Raw genomic sequence first — 18,859 nt, forward strand, 5'->3', positions numbered from 1 at the left:
TTGTGAGAAATCAACATTTATAAGCGTTGATTTCTCGCAATTTTTATTTTTTCTCGTCCATATTGTATAAAGTCAAATAGAGTAAATAGTAACATGAGATATAGTATTCAAGTCCATCATGTGTAAGATAAGAAGGTATCATGTATTTAGGTTTGTAAAAAGGAATAAAAAGAGAAAATAAATGTCATTAACCCAATATTTAAATAAAAAATTGAAAAATGTATAGATATGTATTGTAAATTTATGTAAATGGTAGTAGAATAATGATTAGTTAAGTAAGCAACGAGAATGAAAGAAAGGAGAATGTATTATGCAATGTATAGTAGAGAGTATTAGACAGAACATCTCCTTTGTTAATCGTTTGCAATGGCGATAAATGAATAAAGAATAGATTTTTATAGCGTAGATAATCTATATTTGAAGCAGGAGATGTGACTTATCATAAGTATAGTTAAGTGTATTTGATGAGTCTTGCTCAAGTATATGGATTATCTATTTTTTTGCGTATAATTTGTTATATGATAAGGAGGTTGTTATATTAAAAAATGTAAGATTATAATCAAAAATAGCATTGGAGATTTGAAAGGAAAATGGGAAAGGGAAATTTTCTAGTTGCAACTTGACGCAATATATTAGGGCAACACAAAATGTTGTGCAAAAAATAAAGATATATTTATGTAAGGTATCTTAATTAGATAGGAGGACTTATGTTTAGGAGTTTATGGAAATATATTAAAAATAAAAAATATATTTATGTAATGATTATTATTGCTTTATTTGTGGATTTTGGCTTATCCATTTTACCCACTCGAATTATTCAACATATTGTTGATGAAATTTCTATGAAAACATTGACACACTCTGAATTATTATTGTATATCGTTGTATTAATTGTATCAGCTATTACAGTTTATGGATCTAGTTTTTTCTGGAACAATACGTTGTTTAAAGAGGCAGATACATTTGGGCATCAGTTAAGAGTGAAACTTTTTGCTAAATTAGTTGGTATGCGTACACCTTTCTATCATAAATTTCGTTCAGGTGATATGTTGACTCGTTTTACAAGTGATATTAGAAGTTTAACAGATTTGATTGGTTATGGGTTAATGAGTATACTGATGTCTATAGCAACTTTAGTATTTGTCATTCCAACAATGCTATGGATGAACTGGTTAATAACCACTTTATCTCTAATTCCTCTAATTACTTTTGGTATATTATTCCATTTTTTAGGGAAACGACAAGAGATGTTAGTGAGTGAGTCACGAGATGCTGTAGCGAGTTTATCAGATGAAGTTCTTGAAGTAGTTGAAGGAGTACGTGTAATGAGAGCGTATTCTCAAAAAGAAGCTGCTAAATCTCAATTTCAACAAAAAACAGCAAAATTGAGAGAAAAGTCAAATCGTATTATTCGTTTGCAAGGTGCTTATGGGCGAATTGCTAATGTTATGTTAGCATTAAGTACCATTATTGTGCTTGGGCTAGGGGGATATTATTTAAATCATGGTTTGATTAGTTTAGGGCAAATTGTCGCCTTACAATTATTTTTATTCATGTTACTAGATCCAATATGGATATTGTCTGATATTATGTTGGTGTATCAAATGGCAAAAGTATCATTCAATAAAATAGAGGAATTATTACAAACAGATGATGATATGACTGAGGATGGAACGGAAGTGCTGCAATCGGCTGAGGAAATTACATTTGATGATTATAATTTTACATACGATAAATCGGATAAATTAGTATTAGAAAATATTAATCTAACACTTCGTAAAGGGCAAACTTTAGGAGTAGTTGGTAAAACTGGAAGCGGGAAAACAACTTTTGTTAGACAATTATTGATGCAATATCCTATTGGAAGTGGGAAATTGCTCATCAATCAAAAACCACTTCAGGACTATCAGCGGAATTCTATTGAGAAATTGGTCGCTTATGTCCCACAAGAACATACTCTATTTTCTCGTAGCGTTTATGAAAATTTACTTATTGGAAAATCAGATGCTGATATGATTGAAATAGCAGCGGCAATTGAATCAGCTGCCTTTACAGAGGATTTAGAGCGTATGGAACAAGGTATTGATACATTAATTGGAGAAAAAGGTGTATCTATTTCAGGAGGGCAAAAGCAACGCATTTCGATGTCACGTGCATTTATTAAAGATGCAGAAATTTTAATTTTAGATGATTCACTGTCTGCAGTTGATGCGAAAACGGAGCGTCGTATTATTGATAATATTCAAGCAATACGTCAACAAAAAACAACAATCATTGTAACACATCGTTTATCTTCTGTAAGTCATGCCGATTGGATTATTGTTTTAGAAAATGGAAAAATCAGTGAAGAGGGAACTCCGGATATGTTAATTGCACAAAGAGGGTGGTATTTTGAACAATATGAAAGACAACAGTTGGAAGGAGGAGAATAATGAAAATTACAAAACGCTTAATAAGCTATATTCGCGTCGTGAAAAAAGAATTTTGTTTAGGTACCATCTTACTTTTTGTATCAGTTTTGGGGATACAACTAGCACCTTTAATTATTCGGTATATTGTTGATGAGTTATTGACACCGATTTTGCAACAAAATTCAGTTGTTTTAGGCACTTTATTAATGTTTAGTGCTTTGTATATAGGTGTCGTGTTAGTATCTAATGTCATTGGCTATGTGTCTAGCATATTATTAATGGATTGTGCTAATCGTATAGCGGAACATTTGAGAAATGAAACTTATGATAAAATGCAAACATTGCCTATTTCTTATTTTGATGATAAGCCTGCTGGAAAAATTTCATCTCGCATAGTGAATAATACAGAAACATTACGTTCTAATTTCTACGTGACGTTATCGTCGCAAATGCTATTAAATGCTACTATTGTTGTTATTATTTATACGATTATATTTATATTAAATATTTGGGTGGGCTTAATTCTTTTGTTATTAATACCTATATTATATGTATGGCAAAAAGTATTTAGCAAAAAAACAATAAAAGCATTGAATGATTATTATGAATTTGAAAGTGAAATTAATACTCAAGTTAATGAAGTCATGCAGGGAAGTGCCGTTTTACAGCTGTTTCATCAAGAAAAAGCGACGTTCAATAGATTTGAAAACTCTTCAGAAAAAATGTTGAGTTCACAAAAAGCATTTATTAAAATCCATTCGATTTTATCGTGGAGCTTGGTTGAGTTAATAAAACGTTTCGTACTGACTGGATTAATTGCCTATATTGGATACCAGTATTTAGGTGGCATGTTAGATGCATCTATTGGATTACTATTTGCCTATGTTAATTATGTAGAACGTTTATTTAGCACCATAGGGAATATGGTTAGACTACTGCCTATTATGCAACAGTCACTAGCAACTGGAAGACGTGTGTTTGAATTGTTAGATGCCCCTAGTCAAACCGACAGCACAATTCCTTTACAATCACGAGATGGCGTAGTGATTTTCGATAGAGTGTCCTTTGGATATAATCCAGAGCATCTGGTGTTAAAAGATATTACATTTAAAGCAAATAAAGGAGAAACAATCGCTTTAGTTGGACACACTGGTTCAGGAAAAAGTTCGATCATTAATTTGTTATTCCGTTTCTATGATGCTCAACAAGGTCATATATATATTGACGGGCAAGACATTCAACAGTACAATCGAGAAAGTGTACGAGCAGATATGGGTATCGTGTTGCAAGATCCGTATTTATTTACTGGTACAGTAAAAAGTAATATAACTATGAATAACAAAGAAATTACAGAAGATCAAGCTATGGAGGCATTAATTAAAGTTGGTGGATCTGAAATGTTGAGTCGTTTCAGTAAAGGAATAGAAGAGCCTGTTGTTGAGAAAGGGAATACCTTTTCAAGTGGAGAGCGGCAACTTATTTCTTTTGCAAGAACATTAGCAAGTAATCCAAAAATATTAATTTTAGATGAAGCAACCTCACATATTGATACGGAAACAGAGAATATTATTCAACATGCCATGGATGTTGTAAAACAAGGGAGAACAACATTCATTATTGCACACCGTTTGTCAACTATTCAAAATGCTGATTGCATTTTAGTCTTACATGAAGGGTGTATTGTTGAACGAGGAACACATCAAGAATTATTAACATTAAATGGAAAATATGCTGAAATGTATCGTATGCAGCAAAAAATAGCATAAAATATGTGAACATAAAGATATTTTAGACGATACAGTTGAGTCAATAGGGACTGGGAAAAATGTCTTAACAATAAAAAACGCTTATAATGACGTTATCAGAAACATTGATTTTAAGCAGTTCTCAAATTTTAATCGAAAGAATAAAATTTTAGTTTTTTCCCAGTCCCTATTTTTTGTATAAAAAAGAAAATTTTTTCGTTATGAGTGTTAAATTAAGCAATATATGATTATTTTGCTTGAGATAAATAGAATGGTTAGTATATAGTAAGTTTCGTAGGAATACATATTTATTAAGAAAAGAGATTTTTAGTTTTGTTCTCTATTTTTTTAAGATGTGTGCACTAATAGATAGAGGCGTTAAATTTTAAATACTATTGGTAAAAAATCGTGTTGGGAAAATGCCAACACGATTTTTTGTACACTTGATTAAAGGTATTTATAAAGGATAGATATTGTTTGGAATAAAGTGAAATCTTAGATTATAGATAGTATTATCGTTAAATACTAGGCGTACATGTTGAGGTGACAATTGCTCAAAATTTTCTTCAGGTCAATGTTATCTACTTCAAAATTTTTTACTGTATGCCATGCTTGTAAACTAGAAAAACCATAATTAAATGTTAAAAAGTTGACTAAACGCATACGTAATGCAGCATAACTCATTTGAAATTCGTGACATAGACTTTTAAAATTCATGCTTAAATTAATATGATATTCTAAAGCATCATCATTTGCCATCAATAGACTAGCCCCTATATTTGCTTCTAATTCTTTTGGAATGTCTTGTTGAGTGTAACTAGATTTATCGACTAATTCCGCAAAAAATTGTGTGCCGTCTAAATAATGTCCTAAGATAAAATGATTAATTTCATGTGCAATAGAATAATTGATACGCCCAATATTTGTTGAATTTCCGTTGTAACAAATAATTGCGGAATTATCAACTATTGTGATATTAGCCCAAAATTTCTTTTGGCTAATTCTCCCCATTGAAAGTTTGTGAATTTCAAAATCATAAACTTCAATGCAGTATTGTTGATAGTGAAAGTGCCTTAAACTTTCGAGTGGGAGATTAAAGTATTCAGCAACAGTATACATAAACTCATGTACCTTGATAGATATTTTTTCATAAATATGTTCAATCTTATTATTCAAGTTGTTTCCCCATTTACATTGCCTATTTATTTTTTTGATTTTTTTGCTCTAATACGTTCAGCAATAAATCTACTCATTGCTGCCATTTCTTCTTCAAATTCTCTTTTTTCACTATCAGTTAAATCAGAAGTGTCTACGCGGAAAAATTGTGCATAGGTTTGGTGTGTACTTGAGTGTTCTCTGCCGAGTAAGTAGTCTGTAGACACATTGAAAAAGTCTGCAACTGCTTGAATTTTGTCTATAGATGGTTTTACTTTTTTCCAGCCATAAATTGACTTTTCGGCAAAACCAAGAGAAGTCGCCAAGTCACTTAGGGAAATGCCACGTTTATCTGCTAATTCTTTTAAACGTTCAAACATGAATGAATCAACCTTTCTTTTTAAAAGTATTATATTTTGAACTTTTCTATTGACAAAAGGTATAAAATATTGTACTATACATAGTGTCATACGAAATAGCTAAAAAAGTTAAATATATATTGAAATAGAGTAAAGATAGTTATTAAAATATGGTTTAACTTTATCTTGATAGTACAATATTTTGTAAATTTTGTCAATCGTTTTAGCTATTCATATATATTTGTAGTATAAATAAAAATAGGTGGTGAGTGTGGGGAAAACTATTATATGGACAATAAACTATAGAAATTAGATGTTTTATATAAAATAGAGAAAAAGTGGAAATATAAATATAAAGTGTTATATAAGAGAAGGAGAGGGTAAATATGTCATTTCAAGTAAAAAGTCTGCACAATTATCATGTGCAAACACAAGAAGATTACTATGCTTTAATGCAAGAATTAGAGGAATTAGGGTATATGTGGACAAGTGAAGACGTTCCTACGACATTTAATTATTGGGAAATTCATAGAGAAAATACGCTTATTGTTGTGAGAAAACAACATATAAAATGTGTTAATAAACTATGGTTTTCAAAAGTCTATCCAGATAAACCAATCAAAAGGTATTATGCAACATATTATGGAGAACATTTACATAGGACGGAAACACACTTAGGAAGATCATGTGTAGATGACTTATTGCATATTTCTAAAGTTGAAGATATTCATACTTTGCAAGAAATGAAGAAAATCATTGATCAATTGATTTTAGAGTACGAGCATTGTTTGGGAGGTACAAGATGAAAAACAGAAAAATCATTTTTTTAATTGGAGTTGTGTGTATTCTCATTAGTGCGTGGATATTTAGTGAGAAACCTAAACTATCGGTGCATTATAAGGCGTATTATTTAATACGTGATGAGAATGGGATTGTTTGGATAGGGGATAAACCGGGACAAAAACAAGCCATTTATGGTCGATGCTTGTGTGGGGAGGATTAAATGGATAAAGAAGAATTGCAAGCCGTAAGGAATTTATGCTGTGCCGTTGTTGAACAGGCGATTATAGATTATAAGCAAGCGTTAAAATTTTTGTTGTTGGAGCAAGCTGTTGATTCTCATTTCCAATTGAAAGATACTGAGAAAGAACAAGGCAATGAGCATTGGAGAATGAAACAAACATGTGAATATTTTTTTAGACATAATGAGTTGTGTCGATTAGTTGTGAGGTACAATCCTCAAAAAGTGATACATCATATTAGAAAGCAGGTACTAGAGTTATGCGAAATGTAAAGAAAGATTGGCGATACCACAATACAGAATTGTTATTAAGCAAATATCGTTTATTAAAAAAACATTGTCAGACAATTGTTGAGGACTTGGAAATTTATGAAGATTCTGTCTATAATCTTGAAGAATTAACATTACATGCTTTGATGAAACATAAAGTAAAAACGGCAAAAATGCTTGACTATTTTGAAAATGCTCTTGAAAGTTATCGAATATTATGCGTTAAAACAGAAACTGGAAAGAGAAGATTCAATATTGTTTATCATTTGTATATTAGTGGTATTCAGATGAGTCAAAAAGAGATTGCTGAATATTACAATATAGATAGAACAACAATTTTTCGTAACCGACGGAAATTTATTCACGACCTTTCATTTGTATTGTGGGGACTTGATGAGTGCAGTACTAATAATTCGCTTAATGTTTTTATAGGATAAAGATTTGTATGTTTTCGTAATATAAGAGAGGAAATACCTTAGAGCATGCTCTAATTTTCTTAGACGTAAACACTATAAATTCCACATAGAAAGGCTAAATGATTTAAATTAAAATAAAAGAGTTCAGCCATCAAAAAATTAGGATATAGAATAGTTGAGGAAAAATTTTGTGCATTTTTCTATTATAAAAGAACGGTGTATGGTGCTGTATTATTAGTGACTGCAACAAAAGTGCAACATGCAATAAGGTATACTGATAATGTAGGTAGGAAGTGCTAAATTTACTGTATGTATAATGTGCAGTGATGTCGGTACTTAGCTCCAATACTACACTTGTAGTACAATATATAGTACTTGTGCTATTAAGGGAATAGTAGTATAGGTAAGGTGCATAACTGAGAGGAAAGGGTTTATGCAACAAAAGTGCAACATGCAATAAGGTATACTGATAATGTAGGTAAGAAGTGCTAAATTTACTGTATGTATAATGTGCAGTGATGTCGGTGCTTAGCGCCAATACTACACTTGTAGTACAAGATATAGTACTTGTACTATTAAGGGAATAGCCGTATAGGTAAGGTGCATAACTGAGAGGAAAAGGTTTATGCAACAAAAGTGCAACATGCAATAAGGTATACTGATAATATAGGTAGGAAGTGCTAAATTTACTGTATGTATAATGTGCAGTGATGTTGGTGCTTAGCGCCAATACTACACTTGTAGTACAAGATATAGTACTTGTGCTATTAAGGGAATAGTAGTATAGGTAAGGTGCATAACTGAGAGGAAAGGGTTTATGCAACAAAAGTGCAACATGCAATAAGGTATACTGATAATGTAGGTAAGGAGTGCTAAATTTACTGTATGTATAATGTGCAGTGATGTTGGTTCGTAGACCAATATTACACTTAAAGTATGAAATATAATACTTTTTTTGTTGGTAACAGTATTGAAAGATAAAAAAGAGTGTTGTGTAACAAAGGTAAATACTGTAAAGAGAAACAATGAGGTTTCTTTAATGTGTTTATATATACATTATAGATAGCGGTGAACTGTCCAAGCATTGAAGACATAAAAAGCTATGGAATTAGTAGTCGGACGACTTTAAACATGGGGGAATATGAAAAAGCAACAATTACATAATGGTGTTCAAATGATTGATGTAACGGAAACTGCAGTTCCTAAGCAATCACATACTATAAAAAAATACACTGATGCAGAAGTTGATGCCATTATTAAGAAAAAATATGCAAAGTGGCAATCAAGTCAAACAGCACAATTAGTGAGTGTACATAAATCTAATGTTAACAATGATCCGTCGATCGTATGTGAGAAGATGTTATCTAAATATGGTGTGAAACGTGTTCAAAGGGAGCTGTTTATTCAAGTTCAGCAACTAGTGTATAAATGTATTGATATGACTTGTGGGTGTTCAGTAATAGATAAAGCTAGTATGGAGAATTCAATTCAAGATATTCAAAAATTGTGGATAGTATTAAAAGAAAAAATGGATAGTTAGATGTTAAGCATAGACTTAAAAGAAGTAATAGAAACTATATAGAAACAGATTTGAAATGTATTTTTATGATTGAAAATAGTGATGTCTTAAACTGAATAATACTTAAAAAGTTAATAGGAACAAAATAATAGGTGAAATACATGATTAGTGATACGGAGTGATATATATCTATTGTATGAATGTTTTAAGTTTATTTGTTTGTCCACTTTAAATTAAAAAAGACTAGGAGTGTGAAGCAAGTTTGATAAGTATAAAATCTGAAATATTTACAGAATTATCTCGTGTATTGCAGTCACTTCATATTAAAGTATATGATTATTACCCTGATGAAATTGAACAGTTTCCTTTAGTTGTTTATTTAGAGGAAAACAATATTCCACATGAGATTATTGACAATCAGGAAGTCACTTGTGAATTGACGTACCGTGTAGATATTTGGTCAAATGCTTCTGATAGTGAAGTGATTACAGCAATTAATGCAGTGTTTACAAAATTTGGTTTTAGACGCTTATTATGTTCTGATGTTCCAAATGTATCAGGATTAAAGCAAAAAATAATAAAATTTACAGGAATTGTAGATAAAACTACGAAATTAGTACATAACAATTAGGAGGAAATTTATGTTAGCAAACGGAATTACATTACATTTTGGTGAAACAAAAGATGCCATTACAACACTTTTATCAGGTTTAAAAGAAGTACCAGAATTTGGCGTTGAACCTGAGAAAGTTGAAAATACAACTTTAGCGGACAAAGTGAAAAAATATGAAAATGGAATTGGAGATGCTGGGGACTTAGAGTATAAATTTAAGCATACAAATGATAGTGAGCATGCAACATTCCGCATTATTCGTAAAGCACAAGAAAGTCAAAAAACATTATGGTTTAAACAAACTTATCCAGATGGGACAACAGTTACGTTTAGTGGAGCACCATCTGTGAAAGTTGGTGGCGGTGGCGTGAATGCCGTTATTGAATCAACTGTTAAAATTGCATTAAATTCTGAATTTATTTGGGCAGATCCAGCAAGTTTATAAATTTAAGAAAATAGAGGAGAAATAAGATGACACAGACAAAACAACCGTATTATATTTGGACAGTAGGCGATAAAGCATTAAAGTTACGTTTGACAAATAAAAATATTATAGATTTAGAGAAAGAATATGAAGGAAATTTATTTAAATTATTAAATGATATTCCACCACTTCATGTGATGTTAAATATTATTACTAAGGCTTCTGAACGTTTCAATCATGGAGAAACAAAGGATAGTATTAGTGAATTTTATGAGGAATATGTTGACAATGGAGGCTCTCAATTAGAGTTATTTACAGTGGTTATTATGGGAGTTTTTGGTGTATCAGGTTTTTTCTCCGAGAAGATGAAAACAGAGATGTCAAGCAAATTACAAGAAGTCGCCGAAACAATCTAAAATCATTAGTAGATCTGATTAGCGATGTTTATCCTCAAGCCTTAGATGCGGGGATAAGCATCGCTCTTTTTTGGGAGAGTAGTTTAGATGAGGTAGTTGATATGATTGATTCGTATAATCGACAAAAATTGTCTAAACAGCGTGAACAAGCATTGTTAAATGAAGTATTGGCAATTCAAATTGGTAATTTTGTGGGTTCTATGTTTTCTAAGCAGATTAAGATTAGGAATGTTAGAGAATTATTGCCGGCACTTTTTGAAGAAGAAAATCAACAGGAGTGGCAATGGCAAGAACATATGCAAAAAATGAGAGAGTTTACCGCTCGTCATAATCAAAGGAGAAAGGAGATGGATTGATGGCTTCAGGTGTAAATGAATTATTCAAGATAGAAACAGCCGCATATATTAAGGCTATGGAACAAGTAAGACAGCAAGTTAATGCTGTAAAGGATGCTATGAATGAGTTAAAAGGAGTAGTAGAAAATTTAAACATTGTAAAGTATTTATCAGAAATTGGTGGATATAGTATACAAATGGCTCTTGAAGTGAGTGCAGCTATAAATCAAATTAAACTGACTATGGAAGAATCAACTCAGGCATTTTTAAAGTGGGGAGAAATAATTAGTTTAATATCTCAGGCAGTTATAAATGAGATACAACAATTTGCCGAAAAATTACAAGAAGTAGTAGAAATTTTTATTACGTGTATACAATCATGTATTAGAGGAGTACAAGAATTAGACTTACTGGTAGCATCACTAACGATTCTGAATAGTATTGTACAAGATAGTATAACCGTATTGAATATTTTACAATCTGCAGTAGATGAGATAAAAGAAAAAATATATCTGTTGGTTGAAGTACTAAAGAGTTTGGTTGTCGTTGATTTTTCCCCAATGGTAAAAGGGTTAATGTCATTTCTTTGTGGAGTACCAGCTTGTTTATCAGTTGTTATTGAAAAATTGGAATATTTTTTGAATAATATTTTAATTCCTCTATCAAAACTAGGGTGTCCTGAAAAAATAATATCATTTTTTAACTGTTTAAACTCTAAATTAAAAGAAACAACTAGTGGAGTAGATGTGTTTAAAGATCCTATAAAATGGTTGACAGATAAATTTTTTGACTATATTTCTAAATGGACTGGTGGAAATACGATTATATCAGATCTATCTAAGTTGATATCTATTTTAAGAAAAACTGGAGATTGGTGTAAGGAACTAAAGCCTATTTTAGACATTCTTATTCCTGTAATAGAAATATTTATGGGATTGTGGAAAGGGATTGAAATTTTATCTTTTATTGGACAAGCAGGCGGCTTGATGAATGCAATAAAACAAATAGGTGACGCAATAAAAGCTGCAACAATTACAAAAATAAAAGATAAACTAGAAACAATCCAATTGAATTTAATGTATGCAGCAGATGCTATTGCTAAAGGAGCAAGTACTGTGGCAACAGGTGCTCTAACAGCGGCTACGGTGTTATTAACTACTGCGATGACTGTTTTAACAAGTCCAATTACTTTAATTATAGCTGCAATAGCAGCATTAGTTGCTGTGGGATATTTACTTGTTACAAACTGGGATACAGTTTGTGCAGTAGCCACTCAAGTATGGCAAATGATTTGTGATTTTATTGGAGGTGTTTGTCAGGCTATTGCAGACTTTTTTGTTGGTCTGTGGAATGGTCTAGTTGAAACTTTCCAAGGAGTTGCACAATGGTTTGGTGAGATGTTCCAGCAAGCATGGGACGGCATTGTTGGTATTTTTAGTGGTTTAGGTGAATGGTTCAACGAACGCTGGAATGATATTGTCAATATATTTACAGGAGTAGGCCAATGGTTTGGTGAGATGTTCCAGCAAGCGTGGGACGGCATCGTTGGTATTTTTAGTGGTTTAGGTGAATGGTTCAATGAACGCTGGAATGATATTGTAAATATATTTACAGGAGTAGGCCAATGGTTTGGCAATATGTTCCAGCAAGCATGGGACGGTATTACTAATATCTTCAGTGTAGCTGGAAGTTGGTTTGGAAATATATGGAATAATATTCAAGGTGTATTCAGTGGTGTAGGCTCGTTTTTTGACAATTTATTTAGAGGAGCATGGAACACTATTACAGGAATTTTTAGTGCAATCCCAGAATGGTTTAGTAATATTTTTAGTAATGCATGGGCAGGCGTACGTGATATTTTTTCTACTGGTGGAAGAATATTTAGTGGTATTGTAGATGGTATTTCTGGAGTGTTTAAAAGAGTTGTTAATGCAATTATTGGAGGCATCAACAAGGTGATTGCTGTACCATTCAATGTAATTAATGGTGCTTTAGATGGATTGCGAGGCATTGAGATTTTAGGTGTTTCTCCATTTGGGTGGTTACCTAGAATTGGAGTTCCACAAATCCCACAATTAGCAAGAGGCGGTATTGTAGATAGTGCTACGTTAGCTATTGTTGGAGAAGCAGGTAGAGAGGCGGTTATGCCGTTAGAAAATAACACAGGCTGGATTAGTGAGTTGGCCGATAAAATAAGTGTGAAATTACCAGCTTATACGGGTAGTGACAAACCACAAAATATTATTTTACAATTGCCTAATGGCAGAGAATTTGCTCGTTGGACAGTTGGTGCTATTAATGAATTACAATCGAATAGCCCATATCCATTACTTAATTTTTAGGAGGTTGTTAAATGTTAAAATTAATAATTAATGGAGTGACAGTAGTCACTCCTAAAACGTTTCAAGTATCTATCAGTGATATTGATGGAGAGTCTAGTCGAAATGCTAGAGGTCAGATTATACGTGATAGAGTAGCTATTAAACGAAAAATAGAATGTGAGTGGGGAATGTTAACTCAATTTGAAATCCAACAAATACTTGCTGCAGTGATAAATGAATTTGTTACAGTTCAGTATCCAGATCCTCAATTAGGAATGGTTACCAAGACTTTTTATGTTGAAGAACGTTCATCTCCAGCGTATAGCTGGAATAATCATTTGAAACCTTGGAGCGGATTAAAGATGAGTCTTATAGAAAGGTAGGTAATCATGCTAAGTACAACAAGAGATTATATTAATACAACACTAGCATCCAATAGACAGTTTCAAGCAAGAGTTATGATGAATGATATTGAGTATACTTCGGATGTTATTTTTAAAATTTCTTATGATTCTTCTATAGCGGATGGAGATAAGTTTGTAGTGGGTGGAGGATTTACAAATACGGTATCTGTTGAATTGTTGCAAATTGTTGAGGGGTTAGTTGAACATACACCCATTAAGGTTTATATTTCGTTACTAGTAAACAATACATACGTAGAGTTACCATTGGGGCAGTTTTATGCTACTGAAATAGTTATTGATAGGAATGCTAACAAGACAACAGTAAAAGCTGGAGATGGAATGATTTTTACTGAAAAGAAATATATAAGTAACTTGAATTATCCGGTTAAGGCAAAAGAGGTATTAGAAGAAATTACGCAATATCTAGGTGTTGAATTAGCTCCACTTTCTAGTTTTAGTGATGACATTATTTCTGATAAACAAAGAGATATTACATGTCGAGAAGCCTTAATTTACCTGGCACAAATTAATGGTGCTTTTTTACGATTTGATAGATATGGAAGGTTAAGTATTGATAAGTTAAACAATACAACAAGAAAAATTAGTAAAGATAATTACTTTTTAAAAGGATTAACAAAGAATGAAATTGATTTTAGATTAAAAGGTATCACTAATACGATTACTGATGATAATAATAAGACCATTACTATGCAGTCTGGATCTGAAAAAGGAGTACAGATGGAGTTAAAAAATCCATGGATTAATCAAACGATTTTAGATAGATTGTATAATGAATATCGGCGATTGAACTATTATCCGTTTGATTTGAACTGGCAGGGTGATGTATCGCTTGAAAGTATAGATTGGGTAACTTTAGAACATTCTGAAGACGAATGGATAAGTGTGCCGTTATTGAGTTATTCTTTAATATTCAATGGTGGTCTGTCTTCTAAAGCAACTGCACGTGCTTCTACACAAAGTCAATCCCCTTATATTCAAAAGGGATTTGTTACAAAAAAAATTGAATTACTGGAAACAATGATGTCTGGTATAAATCAAATGTATTTAGACCAAGAAGATCCAATAGAGCCTAATAATGGAGATAAATGGTTTAAACCAAATGGTACAAATGTTGAATTGTATGAACGAATAGATGGATATTGGGTTAAAAAAGCAGATACGTCAGATTTAAATGAAATTGTAAATAGTTTTAGCAAAGATGAAGTAATTGCTAAGAAACTGTATGGTGCATTAGCTAGTTTTATTGAAATTAATGCTAACAAAATCGTAGCTGGAGATATCGATTTACAACGTTTACGTATTGTAGACGGATCAAAAGAAGTGTTGACAATTCGGGATGGAAGATTGGTAGCTAATTTAGGAGAGGATGTTCCAAAAAAAGTAGATTTGGATCATCTATCTAGTGTTCAAAATGCAACGTATACTAATTTTAGGACTGAAATATTAAAAGAATTAGAGGCTAAAGCAGCAATAATAGATTTGCGAGCGTGGCAACAGCAATATTTGAAATTACAAGAAACTAATAGACAAGATATTGCACAAGCACTTTCTGATTTAATTGCCAGTACAGAAAGGATTAATGGTATTGATGCTAAATTAGGTGCGTTAGCTGTTAGCATGGCATTCATTGATAGATTTGTCAAAATTTCAAATGAGGGTATTATAATTGGAAATATTGAAAATGATTCCTATATTCAAATTAATGACAGTAGAATCACTATGTTTTCTGGTGGTTCAGAAGTGATGTACTTATCGCAAGGTGTATTACATATTAAGCGTGGTGTATTTGTAAATTCTGTACAAATCGGAAAATATGTTTGGATGCAGTATGAAATAAATCCGGATATGATGGTTTTAAGATATGTAGGAGGTTTGTAACATGGCAGTATTTTATTCAACAATAGGAAGTTTAACACTAAAAGTCGAGTATAACTACTCATCACAACATATTAATGAAAATACGTCATTAGTATCATATAGTGTATCTCTAGAAACAGCGTACGGACATTGGAATAAACAAAATATTTCGCAATTAACAATTAATATTGATGGACGCCAAATATATACAGGAATTCATAATTTTGATTTAAGAGGAGTGAATTCATTTGTTCTCAAAAAAGGTACGTATACGGTAAATCATAATAATGATGGAACTAAACTATCTGATATTTATGTGACATTTAATACAGATACTACTCGAATAATGAATTTTTCTGTTAGAGGTAATCTATCGTTACCTAAAATTCCTAGAGCAAGTACATTAGGAGATGTTACAGGTGTATTAGGGAAACAGATGACACTTTCTATACAAAGTTCATCAAATTCATTCGTTCATAATTTAGAGTATAAATTTGGAGAAATAGAAGGCACTATAGCAAGAGGTATAGCAACTAATGTACAATGGACTCCATCAATAGAGTTAGCTAATCAAATTCCTAATGCTCTAAGTGGAAAAGGATTAATTTGGGTTAATACTTATCAAAATAGTAAGCTAGTTGGTACAAAGCAAGTTAATTTAGTTCTATCAGTTCCAGATAGTATGGTTCCAACATTTAATAATATTACGTTGATAGATAGTCATAGTAAAGCTAATACATTACTGCCGGAAAATATTTTTATTAAAGGGATTTCCAATATAAAAGCCACTGTCACAGATGCTATTGGAGTATATGGTTCAAAAATCAATAGCTATAGGATAGAAATTCTCAATAAAGTATCTAATATGACGACTACAAATGGTGGGACGTTAGGATTAATGGACTATACGGGAACGCATAAGTTAAAAGCAACTATTACAGATAGTCGTGGACGAACAGCTAGTAAAATAATAGATATCGTAGTTTTAGATTATTTTAGTCCAGTATTTAGCTTTAGGGCGGAAAGATCAAAGACTGATGTCAAACAGATAGATACTTATAGGCATATTCGTATTGCACCATTAATGGTAAATGGAGTGCAAAGAAATCATATTCAAGTGAGTTTTAAATATAAATTATCTACAGAATCAACATATAAAGATGATATAAATTCAACAGTAAACAATATTATTGAACAAGTTGGATTTCATCAAAGGTTAATTAATAGTTTAAGAGCAGATAAAGCCTATACACTTGTAATGACAGTTTCAGATGCATTTTCAACGGCTAGTTCTGAAATTTTATTGAACTCAGAGAAAGTAGTAATGTCTTATGCTAAGGAAGGAATTGGTATTGGGAAGGTTTGGGAACATGGAAGTATTGACAGTGCTGAAGCCATTTATGCGTTCGATAAACAGATCCAACATCATAAATTAACTGAAAATAATGGAAGTATAAAAGAGTCAAATAAATCTATAAATGATATTAGAGAGACAGGATTTTATTTTGTTAAGAAAGATAATCCAGCAAACTCTCCCTTCTATGGTTTACTGAGTGTTTTTCATACTGGAGGAAAAGAAGCTATGCAGAATTATCAAACGTATGATGGTGCTCGCCAATTTTCTAGATGTAGTAATTATTCGACAGGAGAATGGTCCAATTGGATTGAACTTTCTACATCAGTTAAAAAGCCGTGGATAAGCTCAGGCGTAAGTAATATTTTTTATAAATTAGATGGAAATACTATGCATGTGAGAGGGTATGTTAAATCTACTAGTAGTGGAGTGGTAAAGATAGGAGCAGTACCTAGTCAGTATGTTCCTCAAAATTTGATGTTTGTTGTGGCAGAATGGAATAGTTTTGGAGATAGAAACGTACACCTTCAAGTAGATGGAACAGGAACAATGTCTTTGTTAAATGTTTTATCTAATATGGAGTATTCGTTTAATATAAGCTGGGGAATATAAGAAATTTTATTTTATAATATTATAAAATTACTATAGGAAAACAGTGTATCAACATAAAGAGTTAAGGTGTATATTACATTATAAATATAAACAAGATTATTTAAAGTAGATTGACAATATGATGTTATGAGTAGAGATAAAGGTGGTATGAAAATCATAAAGACTAGTAAAGAAATAATGTTTTTTATAAGAGTCTTTATTGGTCATATTCTGGTTATAAGGAGGAGATAAGTTAGTGCTAAAAAATGATGATAGTAAAAACATAAAAGAATTAGATGGTAATAATGTGGTTGAATCGACGGAATTTTCTTCCAAGTCTACATATAGATTGTTAAATACTAATAATATGAAATTTAATGAATTAATTAGTCATGTTGTTCCTGTTATTGCGTATAAGAAAAATGTAAAAGCAGATAAAAGTTCAAGTATAAATAAAGATTATTCGCATAAATATAGTTTAGATATAGAAAACAACGAAAATATTATTTTGTCTGATAATAAGACAAAAATAAAAATAAAATCCATACACTTTTTAGGTGATATTATTCAAGATAGTAGTTTTATTCATATTGACATTGATACAATTGAAAAATTAAAAGAAAAACTCAGTACGGTTAATGTATACGAATATAGAGATAAGTTACCTGAAACGATATTAAAAAACTTCGCATCAGAGCAAAAACGACTTGGTGAGAAGTACAATGATTTAGCTAGTGTATTTGAAAATATAGCCTCTTCAATCGTATTTGATTTAAAAAATTCTCTGAAAATGATAGAGTTAGATTATACAGAATATACTAAAATTAAGAGAGAGTTAAACACAGATAACTATAATGATGAAGGAAAACAGAATCTTGTACTTGCACTAATTGGTTTAGGTGATTTGTTGTATTATACACAAGAAGAAGTGGATAATTACGTTGATCAACTAAAAAATATTGCAGAAAGATTTAAGAAATTTAGAAGAGAGTAGCACGAGCTACTCTTTTTTTAGGAGGTAAAACAAATGTTTGGAATTTTAAAATATTTAGATGAAGTGGCAAAAAATGAAAATAGCCAAGTGCTCTATTTACTATCACTTGTGGTTGTTGCCATGATTATAGATTTTCTTATGGGGTATTTAGCCGCATGGATAAATAAAGAAGTGGTTAGTCAAAAAGGGGTTAATGGGATTATTCGAAAAGTAGCCAGTATTATGTTGTTAGTATTGGCTGTACCAGTTGCTCCAGTTATTCCGAGTGGCGTAGGAACGGCGGCATTATATGTGTTGTATTTTGGGTATTTAATTATGGAACTATCTTCTATTGTGGAGAACTATAGAAAACTTGGCTTAACTCGTGAAGCGAGTTTATTGGTTAAGTTTTTCGGTATGTTGAATGAGAAAAAGGAAGATAAAAACGAATAGTAGTTTTGTCAAAAATCATCGGAGGAAGTTAACAAACTCTAATAAAAAGCAACGCATACAAATTATTGTAGGACGTGTTGCTCACTAAGATAAGAAAACAAGGGCAAGTGTATCATTTATCTAACTTAAAGAAAGAGGAATAGTACTATGTATCAACATTTTATATTAATTGCTAGTGTGTATACTAAAGGGGCTCGAGTA

19 protein-coding genes are annotated in these 18,859 nt (G+C 31.6%); 17 read left to right on the forward strand and 2 right to left on the reverse strand.

The window, feature by feature from the left end:
- Positions 1 to 707 precede the first annotated feature (707 nt).
- Together E4T68_RS01635 and E4T68_RS01640 are read left to right on the forward strand one after the other, a co-directional pair.
- The gene (locus E4T68_RS01635) at positions 708 to 2,432 is read left to right on the forward strand and encodes an ABC transporter ATP-binding protein (RefSeq protein ID WP_135123480.1); all 1,725 of its coding nucleotides are present in this window, start codon (positions 708 to 710) and stop codon (positions 2,430 to 2,432) included.
- Positions 2,432 to 4,177 carry an ABC transporter ATP-binding protein gene (locus E4T68_RS01640; RefSeq protein WP_135123482.1) on the forward strand — a complete coding sequence of 582 codons (1,746 nt, stop codon included), beginning with the start codon at positions 2,432 to 2,434 and terminating at the stop codon, positions 4,175 to 4,177. Before E4T68_RS01635 ends, E4T68_RS01640 begins: the two co-directional genes overlap by 1 nt.
- Before the next feature lie 504 nt (positions 4,178 to 4,681).
- Here the strand turns inward: E4T68_RS01640 and E4T68_RS01645 are convergent.
- Both E4T68_RS01645 and E4T68_RS01650 read right to left on the reverse strand, forming a co-directional pair.
- Positions 4,682 to 5,332 carry an ImmA/IrrE family metallo-endopeptidase gene (locus E4T68_RS01645; protein ID WP_135123484.1) on the reverse strand — a complete coding sequence of 217 codons (651 nt, stop codon included), beginning with the start codon at positions 5,330 to 5,332 and terminating at the stop codon, positions 4,682 to 4,684.
- A gap of 26 nt (positions 5,333 to 5,358) precedes the next feature.
- Positions 5,359 to 5,691, reverse strand: coding sequence for a helix-turn-helix transcriptional regulator (locus tag E4T68_RS01650; RefSeq protein ID WP_135123486.1), 333 nt, complete (start codon positions 5,689 to 5,691; stop codon positions 5,359 to 5,361).
- 365 nt (positions 5,692 to 6,056) lie between these two features.
- Here E4T68_RS01650 and E4T68_RS01655 point away from each other — a divergent pair, with 365 nt between their 5' ends.
- The 15 genes from E4T68_RS01655 (at position 6,057) to E4T68_RS01725 (ending at position 18,658) form a co-directional block, all read left to right on the forward strand.
- Entirely contained in the window at positions 6,057 to 6,476 is a 420-nt protein-coding gene (locus tag E4T68_RS01655) for a hypothetical protein (protein ID WP_135123488.1), read from the forward strand.
- Positions 6,473 to 6,673 (forward strand): hypothetical protein, encoded by a 201-nt coding sequence (locus E4T68_RS01660; protein ID WP_135123490.1) that lies wholly within the window; start codon positions 6,473 to 6,475, stop codon positions 6,671 to 6,673. Before E4T68_RS01655 ends, E4T68_RS01660 begins: the two co-directional genes overlap by 4 nt.
- Positions 6,674 to 6,964, forward strand: coding sequence for a hypothetical protein (locus tag E4T68_RS01665; protein ID WP_135123492.1), 291 nt, complete (start codon positions 6,674 to 6,676; stop codon positions 6,962 to 6,964).
- Positions 6,952 to 7,398, forward strand: a complete 447-nt coding sequence (locus E4T68_RS01670; protein WP_135123494.1) for a hypothetical protein — start codon at positions 6,952 to 6,954, stop codon at positions 7,396 to 7,398. Before E4T68_RS01665 ends, E4T68_RS01670 begins: the two co-directional genes overlap by 13 nt.
- A 1,120-nt stretch (positions 7,399 to 8,518) precedes the next feature.
- Entirely contained in the window at positions 8,519 to 8,917 is a 399-nt protein-coding gene (locus tag E4T68_RS01675) for a hypothetical protein (RefSeq protein ID WP_135123496.1), read from the forward strand.
- A 241-nt stretch (positions 8,918 to 9,158) separates the two neighbouring features.
- Positions 9,159 to 9,527: a hypothetical protein gene (locus E4T68_RS01680; RefSeq protein ID WP_135123497.1), complete on the forward strand. Its 369-nt coding sequence runs from the start codon at positions 9,159 to 9,161 to the stop codon at positions 9,525 to 9,527.
- A gap of 10 nt (positions 9,528 to 9,537) precedes the next feature.
- Entirely contained in the window at positions 9,538 to 9,954 is a 417-nt protein-coding gene (locus E4T68_RS01685) for a phage tail tube protein (RefSeq protein ID WP_135123499.1), read from the forward strand.
- Between the two features lie 26 nt (positions 9,955 to 9,980).
- Positions 9,981 to 10,349: a DUF6096 family protein gene (locus E4T68_RS01690; protein WP_135123501.1), complete on the forward strand. Its 369-nt coding sequence runs from the start codon at positions 9,981 to 9,983 to the stop codon at positions 10,347 to 10,349.
- A 101-nt stretch (positions 10,350 to 10,450) separates the two neighbouring features.
- Positions 10,451 to 10,705 carry a hypothetical protein gene (locus tag E4T68_RS01695; protein WP_135123503.1) on the forward strand — a complete coding sequence of 85 codons (255 nt, stop codon included), beginning with the start codon at positions 10,451 to 10,453 and terminating at the stop codon, positions 10,703 to 10,705.
- Positions 10,705 to 13,026 carry a hypothetical protein gene (locus E4T68_RS01700; protein ID WP_135123505.1) on the forward strand — a complete coding sequence of 774 codons (2,322 nt, stop codon included), beginning with the start codon at positions 10,705 to 10,707 and terminating at the stop codon, positions 13,024 to 13,026. Before E4T68_RS01695 ends, E4T68_RS01700 begins: the two co-directional genes overlap by 1 nt.
- An 11-nt stretch (positions 13,027 to 13,037) precedes the next feature.
- A complete protein-coding gene (locus E4T68_RS01705; RefSeq protein WP_135123507.1) occupies positions 13,038 to 13,388 on the forward strand; it encodes a DUF6711 family protein in 351 nt (116 codons plus the stop codon).
- A gap of 6 nt (positions 13,389 to 13,394) precedes the next feature.
- Entirely contained in the window at positions 13,395 to 15,308 is a 1,914-nt protein-coding gene (locus E4T68_RS01710) for a hypothetical protein (protein ID WP_135123509.1), read from the forward strand.
- A 1-nt stretch (position 15,309) separates the two neighbouring features.
- Positions 15,310 to 17,253, forward strand: a complete 1,944-nt coding sequence (locus tag E4T68_RS01715; RefSeq protein ID WP_135123511.1) for a DUF859 family phage minor structural protein — start codon at positions 15,310 to 15,312, stop codon at positions 17,251 to 17,253.
- A 235-nt stretch (positions 17,254 to 17,488) separates the two neighbouring features.
- Positions 17,489 to 18,226: a hypothetical protein gene (locus E4T68_RS01720; RefSeq protein ID WP_135123513.1), complete on the forward strand. Its 738-nt coding sequence runs from the start codon at positions 17,489 to 17,491 to the stop codon at positions 18,224 to 18,226.
- Between the two features lie 33 nt (positions 18,227 to 18,259).
- On the forward strand, positions 18,260 to 18,658 hold the full coding sequence (locus E4T68_RS01725) for a phage holin family protein (protein ID WP_135123515.1): 399 nt from the start codon (positions 18,260 to 18,262) through the stop codon (positions 18,656 to 18,658).
- Positions 18,659 to 18,859: the final 201 nt, after the last annotated feature.

It is taken from the genome of Granulicatella sp. WM01 (genome assembly GCF_004570605.1).
Lineage (GTDB): Bacteria > Bacillota > Bacilli > Lactobacillales > Aerococcaceae > WM01.